Source organism: Ignavibacteria bacterium, assembly GCA_013177855.1.
Taxonomy (GTDB): domain Bacteria; phylum Bacteroidota; class Ignavibacteria; order Ch128b; family Ch128b; genus Ch128b.
Genome location: JABLYA010000001.1, coordinates 1471155 through 1490911 on the forward strand (window position 1 = coordinate 1471155; position 19757 = coordinate 1490911).

At 33.0% G+C, this 19757-nt stretch carries 8 protein-coding genes; all 8 read left to right on the top strand.

Features of this window, described 5'->3' with window-relative positions; all coding sequences use genetic code 11:
* Entirely contained in the window at positions 1–291 is a 291-nt protein-coding gene (locus HPY57_06190) for a hypothetical protein (protein ID NPV11366.1), read from the top strand.
* Positions 292–762: 471 nt separating this feature from the next.
* A complete protein-coding gene (locus tag HPY57_06195; GenBank protein ID NPV11367.1) occupies positions 763–1476 on the top strand; it encodes a hypothetical protein in 714 nt (237 codons plus the stop codon).
* A gap of 25 nt (positions 1477–1501) precedes the next feature.
* Positions 1502–4366, top strand: a complete 2865-nt coding sequence (locus HPY57_06200) for a S8 family serine peptidase (GenBank protein ID NPV11368.1) — start codon at positions 1502–1504, stop codon at positions 4364–4366.
* 1711 nt (positions 4367–6077) lie between these two features.
* On the top strand, positions 6078–9314 hold the full coding sequence (locus HPY57_06205; protein ID NPV11369.1) for a protease: 3237 nt from the start codon (positions 6078–6080) through the stop codon (positions 9312–9314).
* A 658-nt stretch (positions 9315–9972) separates the two neighbouring features.
* Positions 9973–14820 (top strand): hypothetical protein, encoded by a 4848-nt coding sequence (locus tag HPY57_06210; GenBank protein ID NPV11370.1) that lies wholly within the window; start codon positions 9973–9975, stop codon positions 14818–14820.
* A 176-nt stretch (positions 14821–14996) separates the two neighbouring features.
* Positions 14997–16442: a phenylacetate--CoA ligase family protein gene (locus HPY57_06215; protein ID NPV11371.1), complete on the top strand. Its 1446-nt coding sequence runs from the start codon at positions 14997–14999 to the stop codon at positions 16440–16442.
* Positions 16439–17998, top strand: a complete 1560-nt coding sequence (locus HPY57_06220; protein ID NPV11372.1) for a DUF362 domain-containing protein — start codon at positions 16439–16441, stop codon at positions 17996–17998. Before HPY57_06215 ends, HPY57_06220 begins: the two co-directional genes overlap by 4 nt.
* A gap of 139 nt (positions 17999–18137) precedes the next feature.
* On the top strand, positions 18138–19736 hold the full coding sequence (locus HPY57_06225) for a sodium/solute symporter (GenBank protein ID NPV11373.1): 1599 nt from the start codon (positions 18138–18140) through the stop codon (positions 19734–19736).
* Positions 19737–19757 lie beyond the last annotated feature (21 nt).

Sequence of the window (19757 nt, forward strand, 5' to 3'; positions counted from 1 at the left end):
ATGAAAGTTGCATTTATTATCCATAATGTTTCTGAAACAGAAAGCGTAGACCAGATTTTAGAAAAACTGGAAATTAAAAACTTCACCCGAATTGATAAAGCAGTAGGAAAAGTTGCAAATACTGACCCATTGTATGATAACAAAATCTGGCCCGGATATTTTACAATTACCATTGTTGAAGACACGGAGAACAAGATTGAAGAAATCAGAAAAGAAGTAAAATATCTAAAAGAACATTTGAAAATTCCTGAGATCAAATATTACGAACTTGAAGCAGCGAATTTCTTCTGATAATTATTCTCTGGATCAGTTGAACATTAAATAAATAGTTATTCTGTCAACTTACTGTTTATGTCAGGTTAAGAATTTATCTTAGCCTGACATTTTTTATTTTATTGGAAAATTAAAACAATAAAATATTCAGCTGATGATGTTGCTAAAGATAAAATTAAAAGTTTTAATCAATTCGCAAAAAGCAAAACTTCATTTTTGATCTCTTAATAAGTCCTATCTTTTCAAATGACTTTGTAATTATCTTGAAAAAATTTTTCATTCCATCCAGAATGAATTAAAGTTTAAGCTTAATCTTATAAACTCGTATTTTTTTGTTGAATTTAAAAGCCTTTCAAATAAAACCAATCCTTTTGTCCATAACCTTTTAATAATCTTTTACTATTCTTGTGGTGAAATACATCCTCTATTGAATTTATCATCTATTTTGATGAATATTAAAAAACAATTATCACCAATTGGAGTTGGATAATGAAAAAGATGCTTCTTCTAAGCCTTTTTATATTGATATTCACTCAATCCATTCAAGCACAGTGGGGACTTTTGAGGAGAATGGGAATTGGAGGCGGTGTTAATTTTGGCATTCTTAGTCCTTCACTCCAGAATTTAAATAACGAACTCAAAAAATTCGATTTGCCAGAATTTGATAAACCAATTTTTGGTTTTGGCGGCGGTGGAAATTTAGTCATTGGCGGGATTAGAATTGGCGGATACGGTATTGGCGGCTCGGCAGAAAAAAATTCTCACCGAACACTTTATAACAATACTTACAATACCAAAACAAAAATCGATTATGGACTTGGATTTGGAACAATCGGTTATGAAATTTATCATCAGAAGAAATTTTCTGTGAACATTGATCTGGGAATTGGAGGCGGATCTCTCGACCTTTACATTTCAGACAGGAATTCTGATTACAATAGCTGGGATGAAACATTGCAGTTGTCTCTTGCGGAAAACAATATCACAAAGAAATTAACTTATTCTTTCTTCTCATTGCAACCATCATTAAACTTTGAGTATATCTACGGAAATTTTTTGAAATTCTTTGTCTCTGGAGATTATAATTTAATATTAAATGATGAATGGTCAAAAGATGATGAGCTTAAACTTGTTAATGTTCCAAAGATGAATTTCAATGGTTTTTCGATAAGACTTGGAGCTCAGCTCGGGTTCTACTTTTAATTTTTAATTAAAAAAGGAGACTCAAATGAAGTTAAGATTAATATTACTAGTTTTAATATTCATCACCTTTGCAGGTTTTAAGCCCTCAGATAGTAATCAATTAAAAGTCATTACTAATGGTGACTTAATTTATAGTTCAAATGAAATTATTATAAAATTTCAGAGTGATTTTGATAATGAGATAAATCGAGTTCAATTAATTTCATCATTATTGAAAATTTTTGATCAAATCTCTATCAAATCAATTGATCCAATCTTTAATGATTCAAAAAATAAATTCTTCAAAGCACAGACAGGATTAGATAGAATTTATTCGATTAAATACGACGGCAATGCAGATCCTCTTTTAATCGCAAAGAAGATCAGCAATTTAGATGGAATTGAATACGCGGAGCCAAGATACATTTATCGTGTTGATTATACACCAAATGATCCATCGCTTTTGTCTCAATCTTATCTTAATCAAGTGAAAGCCCAGCAGGCATGGGATGTTTCAAAAGGCGATTCATCGGTTGTAATTGGAATTATTGATACAGGTGTTTACTGGATGCATCCTGACTTAAACTCAAATATCTGGATAAATAAAAATGAAATTCCTTACAACGGAATTGATGATGATAACAATGGTTATGTTGATGACATTCGAGGCTGGGATTTTGGCGGACTTAACGGAACGCCCGATAACGACCCACAGGAAGATGCACCTTATCATGGAACTCATGTGGCAGGCATTGCTTCAGCTTCAACTGATAATGGAATTGGTGTCGCTGGAATGGGATTTAAGTGTAAAATTATGGCTGTTAAAACTGCTCGTGATGACCAGAAAGATCCTGGTTCCAATTCACCTTATATCTGGTATGGTTATGAGGGAATTGTTTACGCTGCTGATAATGGTGCGAAGGTTATTAATTGCAGTTGGGGTGGAGGCGGATTTTCACAATTTGCTCAAGATGTAATTAATTATGCAACGACAAAAGGAGCTTTAATCGTTGCAGCTGCAGGTAATAGTAATTCTTCATCAGATTTTTATCCAGCGAGCTATAAAAATGTTCTTTCTGTCGCAGCTGTTAATTCAGATGATCGAAAAGCGAGCTACTCTAATTATGGATATTCGGTTGATGTAAGTGCACCAGGAACAGCACTTTACAATACATGGGGTTCAAGCTCTTATGCTCAATTAACAGGCACTTCAATGGCTTCTCCTCTTGTAGCAGGAATCGCTGGTCTGGTCAGAGCAAAATATCCTTTTCTTACTCCTGAACAGGCTGCTGAAAAAATTCGCGTTGGTTGTGATGATAATTACAGTGTAAATACGACTTATCGTTATATGCTTGGCAAAGGTAGAGTTAACGCCTGGAGAGCTTTGCAAGATTCAATAAACACATCTGTTAGAATGCTTTCATATCAATTGAGCGATAATGCGCCGCTGGGCAATGGAAATGAAATCCTCGAAGCAAACGAACAGGCTGAAATAAAAATTGTTTTCAAAAATATTTTGAATTCAACTAATAATTTAAATATCACCTTAACTTCCTTAACATCAGGAATTTCAGTTATTAATGGAAACTTTAACGCAGGAACGAAATCGTCTGGAGAAGTTTTTAATAATTACACTGCACCATTTAAAATTCAAGCTTCAAGTTCTATAGGTTATGATTTGAATGTTAGATTGCTCTTAAATTTCTCAGATGGAACTTATTCTGATTGGCAGATCATCAATTTTATCGCAAATCCAAGTTATACAGTTTTGAACAATGGTTCAGTATCAATTACAATTGGAAGCAAAGGTAATCTGGCTTTCAACGATTATCCAACAAACAGTCAGGGGCAGGGATTTAAATACAAATCAAGCAGCAATCTTTTATTTGAAGGTGCATTAATTATTGGAACAAGCTCAACAAAAATTTCTGATGTTGCAAGAAATCAAACTGGCAACGCTCAAAATCAGGATTTTACAATTATCAGTCCAATAAAAAGTTTTTTCCCTGGTACAATTTCAGATTTGCAATCTCTCTCAATTTTTAATGATGATGGAGCTGGAGCAAATAAAATTGGTGTGAAGGTTATCTTGAATTCTTATGAGTATTCAAGTAATCCCTATACCGATTTTGTTATCCTTCATTACAAATTTATAAACACAACTTCGACACAGATAACTAATTTCTATGCAGGATTATTTTTTGACTGGGATTTAATTAATAACAGCGGTCTTGATGATGTTGCAATGTGGGATGCTGTGAATAAGATGGGTTATGTTTACAATCAACCTGGAACAACACCTTATTATGTTGGCTCGGCTTTATTATCTCACAACAATTACCATTTTAGAGCTATTCTGAATGCAGGTGGTGATGGTGGCTGGGGAATTTATGATGGATTTACTGATGATGAAAAGTGGCAAGCAATCAGCGGAGGTGTATCTAAAACACAGGCTGGTGCTGGTGATGTCTCTTTTGTAGCTTCTGGCGGACCTTACACAATTAATCCAAACGATACTTTGAATGTTGCATTTGCGGTTCTGGCAGGTAATAACCTCTCACACTTGCAGAGTAATTTATCTTATGCAAAACAAAAATGGAGTCAAATAATTACAGGTATAGATGAAGATGAGACGGTTGTTTATGATTATGAGCTTTATCAAAACTTTCCAAATCCATTTAATCCCGAGACACGAATAAAGTATTCTATTAAAGAAAGAAGTTTTGTGCAAATAAAACTTTTTGATATGATGGGACGAGAAGTTGCAACTCTTGTTAATGAGTTTAAAGATACAGGATTATACGAAGTAAAACTTGATGCTGGGAATTTGGGTTTGAGCAGTGGAATATATTTTTATCAAATGAAAGCGGGAGAATTTACAGCGATAAAGAAGATGATTTATTTGAAATAACTGAGACTTAAAAGCCAGCCTGATTTGGCTGGCTTTTTTGTTTTAAATCAATTTTCTAACATTTTACCCACCAGCGATAAAAGAAAAAATGTTTGACAACCCCAAAATTAAAGTTGCGTAGCAACGACCTATTTGTAGGAAAAATGTTGGACAACCAAAAATAAAAGTCACGTAGCGACGACCTATTTGTACAACGAATTATATACCGAATAAAAAATCAAATCCAGAATGGATGAAATTATTATAGAAAAAACAATTACACATAAAAAAATAAAAAATATAAAAACCCCCGAAGGGGTTTAATGTGAATAGCCCCCAATCGCATTGGGGGTATATGAGAACAAAAACCCACAGAACCCCAAAGGGGTTCAATTACAAGAAAATTTTTTTGATCTAAAAAATTCCATTTCCAATAAGACATTAAAAAAATTTTGAAACCCACATTCAACCCCTTCAGGGTTGGAATTTTCTTTTGACGATAGTCCCCGAGTGCAACTCGGGGCTAATCAAATTCAACTCCTTCGGAGTTGAGAAAATTATCCCCCAAAAGAGATTGATTTAATTTCCATGAATTGAAAATCTAATTCAGAATGGATGGAATTATTTTAGGAAAAATTGAGGGGATAAGGAATTACAAATCCTGAAGGGATGACATTATTATAGATAAAATCGCAGACACAAGAAAAATAAAATCCCGAAGGGATGACATTATGACTAACACAATAAAAGAACAAAATTTCTGATCAATGGTATTTGGTGATTGAAATTAAAATGTCACTCCTTCGGAGTTTTAATTTTTGGGTTTGTGTAATTTTCATTCTATAATAATTTCACCACTTCGTGGTTAGTTTTGCAAATAGGTCGCTCCGATGGAGCTTTGGTATTTTCTTATTTCTTGTCTTTTCTACAAATAGGTCGCTTCTATGAAGCTTTTCTAAGTTCAATAAAAACAATAAAATTACCTACAGACATTTTAATAGAAATCGTCTAAAAATTATAAAAAGATTTTTTGAAAGAAATCCCAAATCAATGAACTAATTGGAGAAAAAATATTGAACAACTCAAAATTAGAGTTGCGTAGCAACGACCTATTTGTAGTAGGAAAATTGCGAAGAGCCCAAAATAAAAGTCGCATAGCGACGACCTATTTGTAGAAAGAATTAAGTGCCGCACATAAAAAAATCAAATCCAAAATGGATGAAATTATTATAGAAAAAAACAAGCGTCCACAAAAAAACAAAATCCTGAAGAGATGAAATTATAATAAAACAAAGAATCAATTCAAATATTTGATTGATTTATTTTTATCACTGTTCTTAAAATGTCACTCCTTCGGAGTTTTAATTTTTTTTGCTTGTGTGAATTTCACTCTATAATAATTTAACCACTTCGTGGTTAATTATCTGTTGTTGAATTTCTATAAAAAATAGGATGTTCTTAAAATAATTAGACGAACCAATCAAATTTTAGAATTATTTTCTCGATCAAAAAATGAAATGATTTTTTTATTTCAGCTTAAACTCTCACAACTTCATTAAATCTTCAAAATAAACTCTCGTTTCTTCTCGTTTCTATCAAACCTTAACTAAACCCCTTCCAATATTTTTTTTAATCTTTGGACTTAATTATCTGACATTTTATTCTGCATCTATCTTCAATAAAAATCTTGTAACTTTGTTTTACAAAGTCTAACAAAAAAAGAGGTAGAGAAATGAAAAAGTTGTTCATACTTTTCCTGCTCATTTCAATTTCAAATTTATTTTCAAACGAGGCTCGTCTTCTCCGTTATCCAAATTCTTCTGCAGATAAAATTGTCTTTGTTTATGCAGGCGATCTATATCTTGTCGAAAAATCGGGTGGAGTTGCAAGAAAGATAACCTCGTTTGAAGGCTATGAAATGTTTCCCAGATTTTCTCCAGATGGAAAATTTATTGCATTTTCTGGTGAATATGATGGAAATAGAGAAGTCTATTTGATGAACTTAGATGGCGGTGAACCTGTACGATTAACTTACACTTCTGATATTCCAAATCTTCCAGAAAGAATGGGTCCTGATAAAATTGTTATGGGTTGGCATCCCGATGGAAATAGAATTCTTTTCAGATCACGACACGAAAGTTTTAATGCCTGGATTGGACATCTTTATCTTATTTCAAAAGATGGTGGAATGCCAGAAAAACTTCCACTTCCGAGAGGTGGTTTTGCTTCATTTTCTCCTGATGGACAAAAACTCGCTTATAACAGAGTTTTCAGAGAATATCGAACCTGGAAAAGATACCGCGGAGGTCAGGCAGACGAAATATGGATTTATGATTTCAAGACTAAAAAGACAGAAGCAATTACATCGAACGATGCGCAGGATATAATACCAATGTGGTATAAAGATAAAATTTATTATCTATCTGATCGAGATGGTAGAATGAATATTTATGTTTACAACACCAAGACAAAAGAAACCAGGAAAATTACAAACTTCGATAAGTTTGATGTAAAATTTCCTTCGCTCGGCAAAGGTGAAATTACTTTTGAAAATGGCGGATATATTTACTTACTCGATTGTGAAACAGATAAATATCAGAAAGTTACAATTTATATTCAGGATGATTTTAATACAGCAAGATCAAAAATTTTGAATGTGAAGAATTTCATTACTCAATATGAAATTTCTCCCGATGGCAAACGAGCTTTGTTTACTGCAAGAGGTGAAATTTTCACTGTTCCGGCAGAAAAAGGCATTACTAAAAATCTGACAAACTCATCAGGTATTCACGAGCGAAATGCTGTCTGGTCGCCCAATGGAAAATACATCGCATTTATCAGTGATAAAACAGGGGAGACAGAAATTTATATTTTATCTCAAGATGGCAAAGGTGAACAAATTCAATTAACAAAAGATGCAGATACTTATCGCTTTGAATTGAAATGGTCACCTGATTCTAAAAAACTTTTGTGTTCTGATAAAAAGATGAGATTGTATTATGTTGATATCGAAACAAAGAAAACCAAACAAGTTTTCCAATCAAATCGATGGGAAATTAGAGATTACGATTGGTCACCTGATGGTAAATGGATTGCATTTACTACTCTTGAAGAAAGCGGGTTCTCAACAATTTATATTTATTCTTTACAATCTGACAAATCAACAAAAATCACGAGTGAATTCTTCAATTCATATTCACCTGTTTTCGATGTAGATGGCAAGTATATTTTCTTCTTATCGGATAGAAATTTCAATCCGACACTTGGTGCGTTTGAAAGAAGTTTTGTTTACACAGATATGACCAAAATTTACGGAATAACATTAAGCGATAAAGAAAAATCACCTTTCCTTTATGAAGATGATGAAGTATCTGTAGATAATTCAGCTGAAACAAAATCATCGGAAAAGCAGGATCAGAAAAAAGACGAAAACAAAACAAAAGATTTAGTAATTGATCTTGAACGAATTTCAGAAAGAATATTTGAGCTGCCAGTTGATGCAGGTAATTATCGCTCTTTAAGATCTGTAAGCGGCGTGCTTTATTATTTGAAATCTTCAGGTAACAAATCAATTCTTAAAGCATTCGACTTTAAGAAGAAGAAAGAAGTAGAAATTGGTCAGATAGATGGATTTGAAATTTCATCTAATGGGAAAAAAATTCTATACAAACTCGGCAACGATTATTACATTACTGATTTATCAACAAATCTAAAAATTGGTGAAGGTAAACTTAATCTTAACGATATGACGATGACATTAAATCGTCGTGATGAGTGGAGACAAATTTTTTACGAAAGCTGGCGACAGATGAGAGATTTCTTCTACGCACCTAATATGCACGGCGTTGATTGGGAAAAAGTAAAAAAGAATTATGAAGAACTTTTGCCGTATGTTGCTCACCGCTCTGATTTAACTTACTTGATTGGAGAAATGATCGGTGAATTAAATGCAGGTCATGCCTATGTTGGCGGTGGAGATTTACCGAAAATTGAATCTATTCCTGTGGGACTTCTTGGAGCTGAGTTGAAATTAGATCAGAAGAGCGGATATTATATAATCGATAAAATTTTGCCGGGAAGAAACTGGGATGAATCGACTCGCTCGCCTCTCACTGAAGTTGGAATTGATGTGAAAGAGGGTGATTATTTATTAGAGATTGATGGAGTCTCTTTGAAAGGAGTAAAAAATCCTTATGAACTTCTGGTTAACAAAGCAAATAAGCAGGTGAAAATAAAAGTCAATTCAAAACCAGTTGACGAAGGATCAAAAGAATTTATCGTAAAGACGATTTCAACAGAAAGTGGATTGAGATATTTCAACTGGGTTGAGAACAATCGAAAGAAAGTGGAAGAAGCGACTAATGGAAAAGTTGGATATGTTCACATTCCAAATATGGGGATTGATGGGTTGAATGAATTTGTAAAATATTTTTATCCACAAATTCGCAAAGAAGGATTGATTGTTGATGTTCGTTATAATGGTGGTGGGTTTGTTTCTCAAATGATTATTGAGAGATTAAGAAGAGTAATGACAATGGCGGGAATTGCAAGAAACTCGAAAGTTGTTACCACATATCCCTCAGCTGTGTTTTTAGGCCCGATGGTTTGTCTTGTAAATGAATTTTCCGCATCTGATGGTGATATTTTTCCATATCAATTCAAGAAAAACAATCTCGGAAAAGTGATTGGTAAGAGAAGCTGGGGTGGTGTAGTTGGAATAAGAGGAACCCTTCCTTTTGTTGATGGCGGATATCTAAATCGTCCAGAGTTTGCAAATTTCAGCGTTGAAGGTGAATGGATTCTTGAAGGTGTTGGAATGGAGCCAGATATTGTTGTTGATAATGATCCAGCTCTTGAATTTGAGGGCAGAGATCAGCAACTCGAAAAGGCTCTTGAAATAATTAAAGAAGAGATGAAAAAGAAGCCAGCAAAACTACCCGAAATTCCTGATTGGCCCATCAAAAAGTGATATTTTGATTTAGACCATTTAATTTTTTGCGGCCTTGTGAGATAGTTTTTTATCCGCAAGGTCGCAATTTATTTTTTAGAATATGGAATGATGATAATTTTAAAGTTTAAGATTTAATAGTGTCTGAATTAAAGTTTTAAAAACATTCCTTGATCCCGCAGTGATTAAATTTGAATATCCACGAATTGTATTCGGAATTAAGATAAACAAAAGAAATTTTCATCCCAGAAGGGGTTGAATGTGATTAATAGATTTTGAAGGAGATATTTTTTGTAGAATGAATTCTATTTTATAATTGAACCCCTGTGGGCTTCTTTATTTTTTTTACCTTCGTTTTTCACCCAATACAATTGGGGGCTAATCATATTGAACCCCTACGGGGTTCTTTATTATTTTTTGCACTTGCTGCTTATCTCAATTTAATTAGGGGTTAATCTTATTGAACTCCTCTGGCATTTAATGAAAAGATAACTAATACAATAGTTTCAAGATTTTTAATCATTCTTTAATTTATATTGAATTTCTAACATTAAACTTGCTTCTCAAAAATTATTGTAAATAAAATTTGATTTGAAAATTCAAAAAAATCTATATGATCAATTTAGAACGGCAACTTAATCCCCACTCGCAAGTAATAACCAAAAAACGAGAACTCAAAATGATAAAAAAAATTATTCCTCTCTTTTTCATCTTCATTCAAACAATTTTCAGTCAGTCGAGTTTTTACATTTATACAAATAAAAATATTCTCCCCGATGAGGAAGTTCAGGTACAAGTCAGTGGGTACAATTTAGTCTCTCGTATGATCACATTTGAAATTTATAGAATTAAAGACCCACTAAAATTTATTTCTTCCACTATTGATTTGTTGAATTTTACAGATGAAGCCTTTAATAAAATCAGCTCTTTAGTTGAATTGGTTAGTTCATCAGAAAAAATGGTGGAGACTAATAATATCTGGTTCAACCAAAGATTTAATCTCGGAAAGATTAATAGCCGAGGAAACTATATTATAAGAGCAATAAATTATAAGACAACTGGTTATTCTTTCTTCGCCTGTTCAGAAATTGGGTTAATCTCAAAAAGAAGCATTGACGAAATTTTGATTTATGTTTCCAATCGAAAAACTTCCGAACCAATACCGAACTTGAAACTGAACTTAATCTCACTTGACAAAAAAATATATTCATTAAGAACAGATGAAAATGGAATTGTTTATCAAAAAATTGGCAACAGACCTGAAGACAGAAAATTTTTCATTGCATTAACAGAAAACGACACTACGATACTTATCCAGGGACCAGTATTCTCACCAACTGATGAGTATGATAAATATTTAGTTTACACTTATACAAATCAGCCAGTCTACAGACCACAACAAAAAGTTTTCTTCAAATCAATTGTTCGTTTAAGGGACAAAGACGAATTAACCACACCACAAAATCTTCATGTTCAAGTAAAAGTATTAATGCCAGATAATTCCCCATTGTTTGATTCAATCTTCACAACAAATCGAAATGGGACAATAAACGGCTTATTTGAAATTCCCGATGATGCCCAGCTTGGTAATTATACGATTTCAGTAATTATTGAGAATTTCAGTTATGCATCCTCGTTCTTTGTTGAAGAATACAAGAAACCTGAATACAAGGTCTCTGTGCAGACAAACAAAGGAAATTATTCCGAAAACGACTCGGTTAAAATTAAAGTTACCGCTGAATATTTTTTCGGTGAAAAACTTTCAGAAGGGAAAGCCAAACTTTTAATTTATCGAAGTCCACTTATCAGACACTGGTGGGAATTTGAACCTTATGCAAAATTTTATCGTGGATGTTTTGTTGATATCATCCCTTATTATCAGCCTGAATTAATCATAGAAACAGAAGGTAAAATTTCTAATGGAGAGCTTGATTATATTTTTGTTATTGAGAAGGAATTACTAACAAATTTTGAATACAAAGTTGTGGCTTATGTGAAAGACGAATCGAACCGAGAGGTGATGGGGACAGAAAAGTTTTATGTGACAAAATATAAAGTCTCAGTCACCACAAATCCCGATAGATATTTCTATCCAACAAATGCAAATGCGATTCTAAAAATCATAACAACTGATTTTTCATTCAAACCTGTCAGCAAAGAATTCAAAGTCATCATTCAAAAAATTCATAATTATAACTTTATAGATTACTATGAAGATGTAGATACATTAACTGGAAAAACTCAGTCTGATGGAATTGCTTATGTTCAGTATAGAGTTAAGGAGAGTGGAAGATATTCCTATTTAGTAATTGTTGAAGATGAAAATAAAACTGTAACAGCGAGAGGAAATTTTTATGTGGGAGATAAAAATTTCGATGTGTCTGGATTGCGTGAAGGATTACAGATTATTCCATCCAAAGACATTTACGATGAAAATGAAGAACTTGAGTTTTTAATAATATCACCAGTTAAAAATATCAATTTGCTGCTTACTCTTGAGCAATCAAAAATTTATGATAAAAGAGTAATAAAACTTAATGGTTCATCCATAGTGGTTAAGTTCAAAACAAAGCTACCATCGATCACTCATATATCAGCGGGATTTTATTATGATAATCAATTTTATAGTTCATTAAAAAAGATTGGAATATTAAAAAATGAAAAGAGGCTGAGTGTAGAAATTTATTCTGATAAAAATTCTTATAAACCTGGAGAAAAAGGAAAGATTAAAATTAAAGTTAAAGATCACACTGGCAAACCAGTAAAGGACGCTGAACTTTCAGCATCTATAATTGACGAAAGTATTTTTTCAATAAGACCAGAACTATCAGAAAATATTTTCGATTTCTTCAATCAGTCATCTATTTATAAGATTTATACTTCATCAATGGAAATCTATTCGGATTATTTTTATGAACAAACCAGAGAACAAGGGCTTTTGAAACAGCCTGAGTTTTTCTTTTTTTCAAAAAAAGGAAGATCCAAAATTACTGGTAGATTAATCAATGCAAGCACTAATGAACCTATTCAAAAAATTGAACTGATTTTGATAAAAGATAATAAGCAATTAAAGCTAAGTACAGACGAAAATGGCAGATTTATTTTTACATCACTTTCATCGGGGAATTATTTACTTCTAATCAGTTCAAATATGTTTGAAAACAAAGTAATTCGAATTAATGATTTGAAAGAAAGAAGCATCAGAGATCTTGGAGTAATAAGACTCTTCCCGATAGAAATTTCAGTTCCATCCATTGTTGATAAAGATTATATCCTGCGAGGTGTAAATGTCCTTTACAAACAATCACTCGATGCAGTTTCTCCCGAAAGTGAAATGGATCGCCTTCAAGGTTCTGCTTTGAAAGAATTTTCAGAACCAGTTATTCGCAAAGATTTCAAAGACGCAATATTCTGGAATCCAGCTCTTACAACTGATGAAAATGGAGAAGCAAATTTTGAAGTAAAATTTCCAGATAATCTGACTTCGTGGAGAAACACAATTAAAGCAATAACTTATGATTCAAAATCAGGAGAAAATTTTTTCAATGTGCTTGTTAAGAAAAATCTTCTAATCAGAGTTGAAGTTCCAAGATATATCGGTGAAAAAGATGAAATCTCTCTGCCAGTTCTTATCCATAATTATTCAGATACAGAGCAATTGGTTAGAGTTCAGCTCGATTTAAAGAATGGTGAGATTATTAACGACTTTAACGAGCGAATGCATCAAAGAATAATTAATCCATTTACAAGGGAAGAGATAATTAAACCAGATGAAGTTTTAAAAACAATCTGGCGGATTCGAGTAGGTGAAAATGTTGATACTTTGAAAATTACTGCGAAAGCTCTGGTATTGAAAACAAGTGAACAAATTGTTGAGTCAGACGGTGTTGAAATAAGTGTTCCTGTTGAACCACAAGGAATTCCGATTGTTATTGCAAAAAATTTTAGTCTGGATAAACGCAAAGATTCATTCGTGAAAGAATTTGAAATAAACAATGCTCAACCCAAACAGAAAGTGATTTTGAAGTTAAGCCCCACTTTAATTGGAAACATTTTGAATTCCTTAGATGACCTTGTCGGTTATCCTTATGGATGTGTTGAGCAGACTATGAGTAGATTTTTGCCTTCGATTATTGTTGCCAATCTTATCAACGAATTGGGTATCAATGTTCAATCAAAAACATTTGAAATTCTTCCTGAAGTAGTCAAATCAGGCTTAAAGAGACTAAAAGATTTTCAGCACAAAGATGGTGGCTGGGGCTGGTGGGAAAATGATCAAACAAATCCATTTATGACAGCTTATGTGGTTTATGGATTAACGCTTACAAAGTCCGCTGGTTTTAGTGTTGATCAAGAAATGTTTAATCGAGGATTGGAAGCACTCAGAAAGTTTATTGATGATAAGATGCTTGATTCAAGAACTCGAGCTTACATTTTGTTTTCGCTTGCGGAGGTTCAAAAATTTGTTGATGAGAATAACAGCGACAAGAATTTGATCAGAGAAAAATTCAATGAGTTGGTTTCGTTGAAGAAAGATCCTTTTGTTTTATCTTATTTAATTCAGATTGCAAATGAAAACGGGTTTAAAGATGAAATTGATGATTTGAAAAAATCACTCTTGAAGTTAGCAGTAATTGAAGGGAATATGGTTTATTGGGGAGATGAATCCTTTGCAGCCAGATTTATAAATGACAAAGTTGAAATTACTGCAAGTGCATTAAAATCTCTAATAATTACAGGCGAAAAGTCAAATTTGATAGAAAATGGAATTCGATGGCTGATGTATCAGAAGAAAGGAAATTTCTGGATGAGCACCAAACAGACAGCTACAGTTATTTTTTCTCTTGTTGATTATCTGAAAAGCTCATCGGAGCTTGATGCAGATTTTTCTGTGGATGTGAGATTAAATGATAAAGTTGTAAAGTCATTTAAGTTTACAAAACAAAGTATTGCTTCGAATGAGATCATAATTGATTTAAGCTCAGAACAGCTTAAAAAAGGTAAGAACAAATTGGAAATTTCTAAATCGGGTAAAGGGAAGTTATACTGTTCATTAATTGAAAAATATTTTGTTAATGAGGCAGCTGAAAGCAACCAGCATTTTGTTGTAGAACGAAAATATTACAAATTATCTTATGTGAAAGAAGGAGAAAAGTTTGAGAAAAAACTTTCAGAGGTGAAAGATACAATTAAAGTAGGTGAACGAGTTTTTGTTGAGATTAAAGTAAAATCAAATAATGATTATGAATATTTCATGCTCGAAGATCCGCTCGTGCCTGGATTTGAATACTTGCAAAGCATTGAAGAACAAGGTTCATTTACTGGCTGGTATCATCATAAAGAATTAAGAGACAGGCGAGCGGTTTTCTTTGTTACTAACTACAGTCGTGGAGAATATACATTCAGTTATCTGACTTATGCGCAGTTTCCAGGAGTTTATTTAGTTCCGCCGTCAGCTGCATCTTTGATGTATTATCCTGATCTACGAGGGATTGGAAAGGCAAAAGAAATTGTGATTGTTGAATGATATCGAAGTTTTGAAAGTAAATTGAATTTAGTTTAGAGTTTAAGTTCAAGAAGAATACTTTTGATTGGGAGAGGATTGTGTGATTCACTTTTTCAATTCGGATTAATGATATTTTTATCGTTCCAAAGTAATTATCGATGAAAATCAATTCATAATTTTATTATTTTTCATTTTGTATGAGTATCCTTTACAATTCAAAACTCTGGTTGCGAAATAAACTCGGTCGGGATAATCTCATTTTCCAATCTCTCGAAAAATCTTTCGATTGGCTTAAAAGTTTTATCCCATTCGAATGGAGGTACAATCCAGAATTCTCTCAGTTCAAAAAATTTCTTAAAGAGTCGCAATACTGGGACAAAGAAAAATTAGATGAATATCAATATCAACAAACAAAGAAAATTCTTGAATATGCTGAAAAAAATATCCCCTGGTATCAGAAAAAATTTGTTGAGTTTGGAGTCAGCTCAAAGGATTTTGTAAATCTGCAAGACATAAAAAAATTTCCGTTACTTACCAAAGAAGAAATTAGAGATAATCTTGATCAATTTATCTCCAGAGAATTTTCGAGAAGTAAATTAATGTATGTGACTACAGGAGGCTCTACAGCAATTCCATTTGGTTTTTATCAACCTCCATCACTTGAAAAAATTGATTTAGCCTTCTTTGATCATCATTGGGGATGGGTCAATTGTAAATTGACTGATACTTCGGTTGTTCTTAGAGGTGAATTTGTTGGAAATGAAAATAAACTTTTTGATTACAAACCATCGAAAAAAGAGTGGAGGTTTTCAACCTATTATCTTAATGAGAAAACTTTTGATAAATATTACCAAAAACTTAACGAGATTAAACCAGATTTTATTCAAGCTTATCCCTCTGCCGCTGAGCTTTTCGCTCAATTGATGATTGAAAGAAATTATCAGCTCTCCTTTAAGCTGAAAGCAATTATGCTTGGTTCAGAAAATATTTACGATGAACAAATTGATCTAATAGAAAAAGCATTTAATACAAAAGTACATACCTGGTATGGACAGGCGGAGAGAGTTTCGCTGGCTCCCTGGTCAAAGAATTCGAGATTGTTCCATGTTTTTCCGCAATATGGATTGACTGAGTTGCTGGATTCAGCAGGTAATGAAATAACAGAAGAAAACGAAACTGGTGAAATAGTCGCAACTGGTTTTTATAATTTTGCAATGCCTTTTATTAGATATAGAACTATGGATCTTGCAACTCATACAAATCAAAAAAGTCCAGATGGATTTAATTACAGACTTTTCAAAAGAATTGAAGGTAGATTACAAGAGTTGGTTGTTACTTCAACTGGCAGATTGATTTCAATGACAGCGATCAATATGCACGATGAGACTTTTGACAATGTTCGTCAGTTTCAATTTTATCAGGATACACCGGGAAAATTAATTCTTAAAATTCTTCCAAATGAAAAATTCACTGATAAAGATTTGAAGCGAGTTTACGACAGCATTAAATTTAAATTAGGTGAAGATACAGATCTTGAAATTAAAATCGTCAACTCAATTCCAAGAACGAAAAGCGGTAAACTTAGATTCCTTGATCAGAAACTGGAAATCAAAAATTGGTCTAAGATTGAGAAAATAAAATGAAAGAAATAGTTGATAGTAGAAGAGCAAATTTAGTTGCAATATTTAATGATGAGAGTTGTCGTTATTCACAGAATCCTCCTTATCATCCAAATAAATTTTATCCCGAATATCCTTTCGATAGAAAATTTGTTGATCAATCATTTACAGGATGTGATGCCTACGAAGCTGTGAGAAATTTATTTTACCTTCTTGGCTATGATAAAGAAAATTTCGGAACTGAGAAGTGGAATCCACTTGGTCATTTGATTAAGCCGGGCTACAGTGTTGTTTTGAAACCAAATTTTGTATTGCATTTTAATGAAGGTGGCTATGATATATATGCCAGTTTAACTCATCCGTCTATCATTCGAGCTGTCGCTGATTATTGTTTAATTGCACTGAAAGGTGAAGGCAACCTGGTTATTGCAGAAGCTCCACAGATGAACTGTGAGCTTGATAAAATTGAACAGATAATGAACTTATCCTCAATCTTTGATTTCTACAGAAAAAATTCTGCAATTGATTTCAAACTTATTGATATCAGAAAACTTACCTGCAAGTTTGACTACGATAAAGGATATTTCCCATCAGATAGTTTTGTGATTAATGAAAATGCTGATCCACTTGGTTATGAAATCATTAACTTGGGTGAAGACAGTTATTTACACAATTTACCTGGACTTGAAAATCTTTATGGTGCCGATTACGATAGAAAATTCACCGTAATGAATCATTCCAACGGAGTTCATAAGTATTGCGTCTCTAAAACAATTTTGAGTGCCGATACAGTAATTTGTCTCCCAAAACTTAAAACTCATAAAAAAGTTGGAGTTACACTTAATATTAAATTGCTTGTTGGAATAAATGGAGATAAAAATTATCTGGCTCATTATAGAATTGGTACACCTGATCAAAATGGAGATGAATTCCCGCCGAGCGAAAAAGCTGATATAAAAATTTACAGAAAGTTTACGAGATTTTTCAGCGATCACTTTTTTGCAAAGCGGAGTCGATTCGGAGATAAATTGTTTTTATTAATCAAGTCAATTGCTCAACCAACTTTGAATTTCTTAAGATCAAAAAAAATAATCTCACCGCCAGATACGAAAGATAGAATTTACGGTGGCAACTGGTATGGTAATGATACAGCGTGGAGAATGGCTCTGGATCTTGCAAGAATATTTTTATACGCCGACTCAAATGGTCAGATGAAAAATGAACCTCAAAGAAATATTTTCTCAATCGTTGATGGAATTATTGCAGGCGAAGGAGATGGTCCAATGTCTCCCGAACCAAAAAATATAGGAACATTAATTGGAGGTGAAAACATCCTTGCGGTTGATACTGCTGCCTCAACCCTGATGGGCTTTGACTTTAAAAAAATTAGAATGATAAAATTTGGCTGGGAAGAAAAAAAGTATCCGTTAAGTTTATTTACGTCAGAGTGTACAAAAGTAATTTCAAATGATAAATCCCTGGATGGTAAGAATGTGACAAACTGCATTAAATATAAATTCAAACCACATCCAAACTGGAAAGGTCACATTGAATTAGAAAATCTCGAAAACAATTTTTAAGTTTTTATATAATCGAAAATCTTTCGATAGAAAAATGGATTTTATAATCATTATCATTTAAGACTTGTTTGCCAGATAAGATTTATGAACAAAAGTTATAAAATTAAATTTTACAATCTCTAAAAATCTGGAGGCAATGATGAATGAAAATATGTCCTTCATTGATTACTCAATAATTGCTGTTTACATTTTTATTGTTCTTCTTATTGGTTTTTACTGGAGAAGAAGGACAAGAAATTCTGAAGAGTATTTTCTTGCAGGTAGAAAAGTCGGTTGGATTGCCATTGGGGCTTCACTCTTTGCGACAAACATTTCGAGTGAACATTTTCTTGGTCTTGCTGGAACAGGTTCAAAATCTGGATTAGCTGTTGGTCATTTTGAGTGGCTTGCCTGTTTAATTTTGCTTTTACTCGGATGGGTTTTTGCTCCATTTTATATTCGTTCAGGCGTTTTTACTATGCCCGAATTTCTTGAAAGGAGATATAATTCAGCTTCACGATATTATTTAAGCATTGTCTCAATTATCAGTTACATTTTGACAAAAATTTCAATTTCACTTTACGCCGGCGGGATCTTGCTAAAAGCTGTTGTTGGTTGGGATATGTATACTTCTGCTATTGTTATTGTGTTGATTACCGGGTTATACACAATTCTTGGTGGACTTTCTGCTGTTATTTATACCGATTTATTTCAAATGTTGATTCTGATAATAGGTTCAGTTGCATTAACTCTGATTGGATTAGATAAAGCAGGAGGATGGTTAAATTTGGTAGCAAATACTCCAGCAGATTTCTGGAGTATGTTCAAGCCAATGACTCATCCAGATTTTCCATGGACAGGGATTATCTTTGGCGCACCGATTTTAGGAATCTGGTATTGGTGTACTGATCAGTACATTGTTCAGCGTGTTTTAAGTGCTAAAAATTTACATAATGCACAAAGTGGAACTATCTTTGCCGGATTTCTAAAAATCTTACCAGTATTCATTTTAGTTCTTCCGGGAATAATTGCTTATCAACTTTCTCATGGTCAGGTGGCCGGAGATCAAGCTTATCCATGGCTGGTTACGAACCTTCTTCCAACTGGACTTAGAGGAATTGTTGTTGCGGGATTGCTTGCAGCTTTAATGTCTTCATTAAGTGCAATGTTTAATTCCACTTCTACACTCGTGACAATTGATCTATACAAAAAAATAAAACCCGATGCGGATGAAAAATCAGTAGTAAGATTTGGAAGATTAACAACTGGTTTGATGGTAGTTCTTGGATTATTGTGGATACCATTTATTGGACTTCTGAGTGATGATCGTATGTATGTCTATTTGCAAAGTGTTCAGGCTTATATTTCACCTCCAATCGCTGCAATATTTTTACTCGGACTTTTCTGGAAAAGGGTGAATGGCAAAGGAGCAATTAGTGCGTTGTTAACAGGATTTGTTTTAGGCACAATTCGATTGGTACTTGAGATTAATAATATAATAGCTCCACTTGAAAATGAATTTTTGAGAGCAGTTGCTTCAATCAATTTTCTGCACTATGCGATTATTTTGTTTGTGATCTCAGTTTCAGTACTTGTATTCGTGAGTTTACTCACAGAAAAACCATCTGAAGAAAAGTTGAAAGGTTTAATCTTCGATAAAAATAAAATCAGTGAAAAGAACAAATGGAGAATTGTTAATATTGTAATGTCTTTTGTGCTTGTGATTGTTTTGTTTAGTTTGTGGTGGATTTTTAGATAAAATTTTTCAACTAAAAAAATT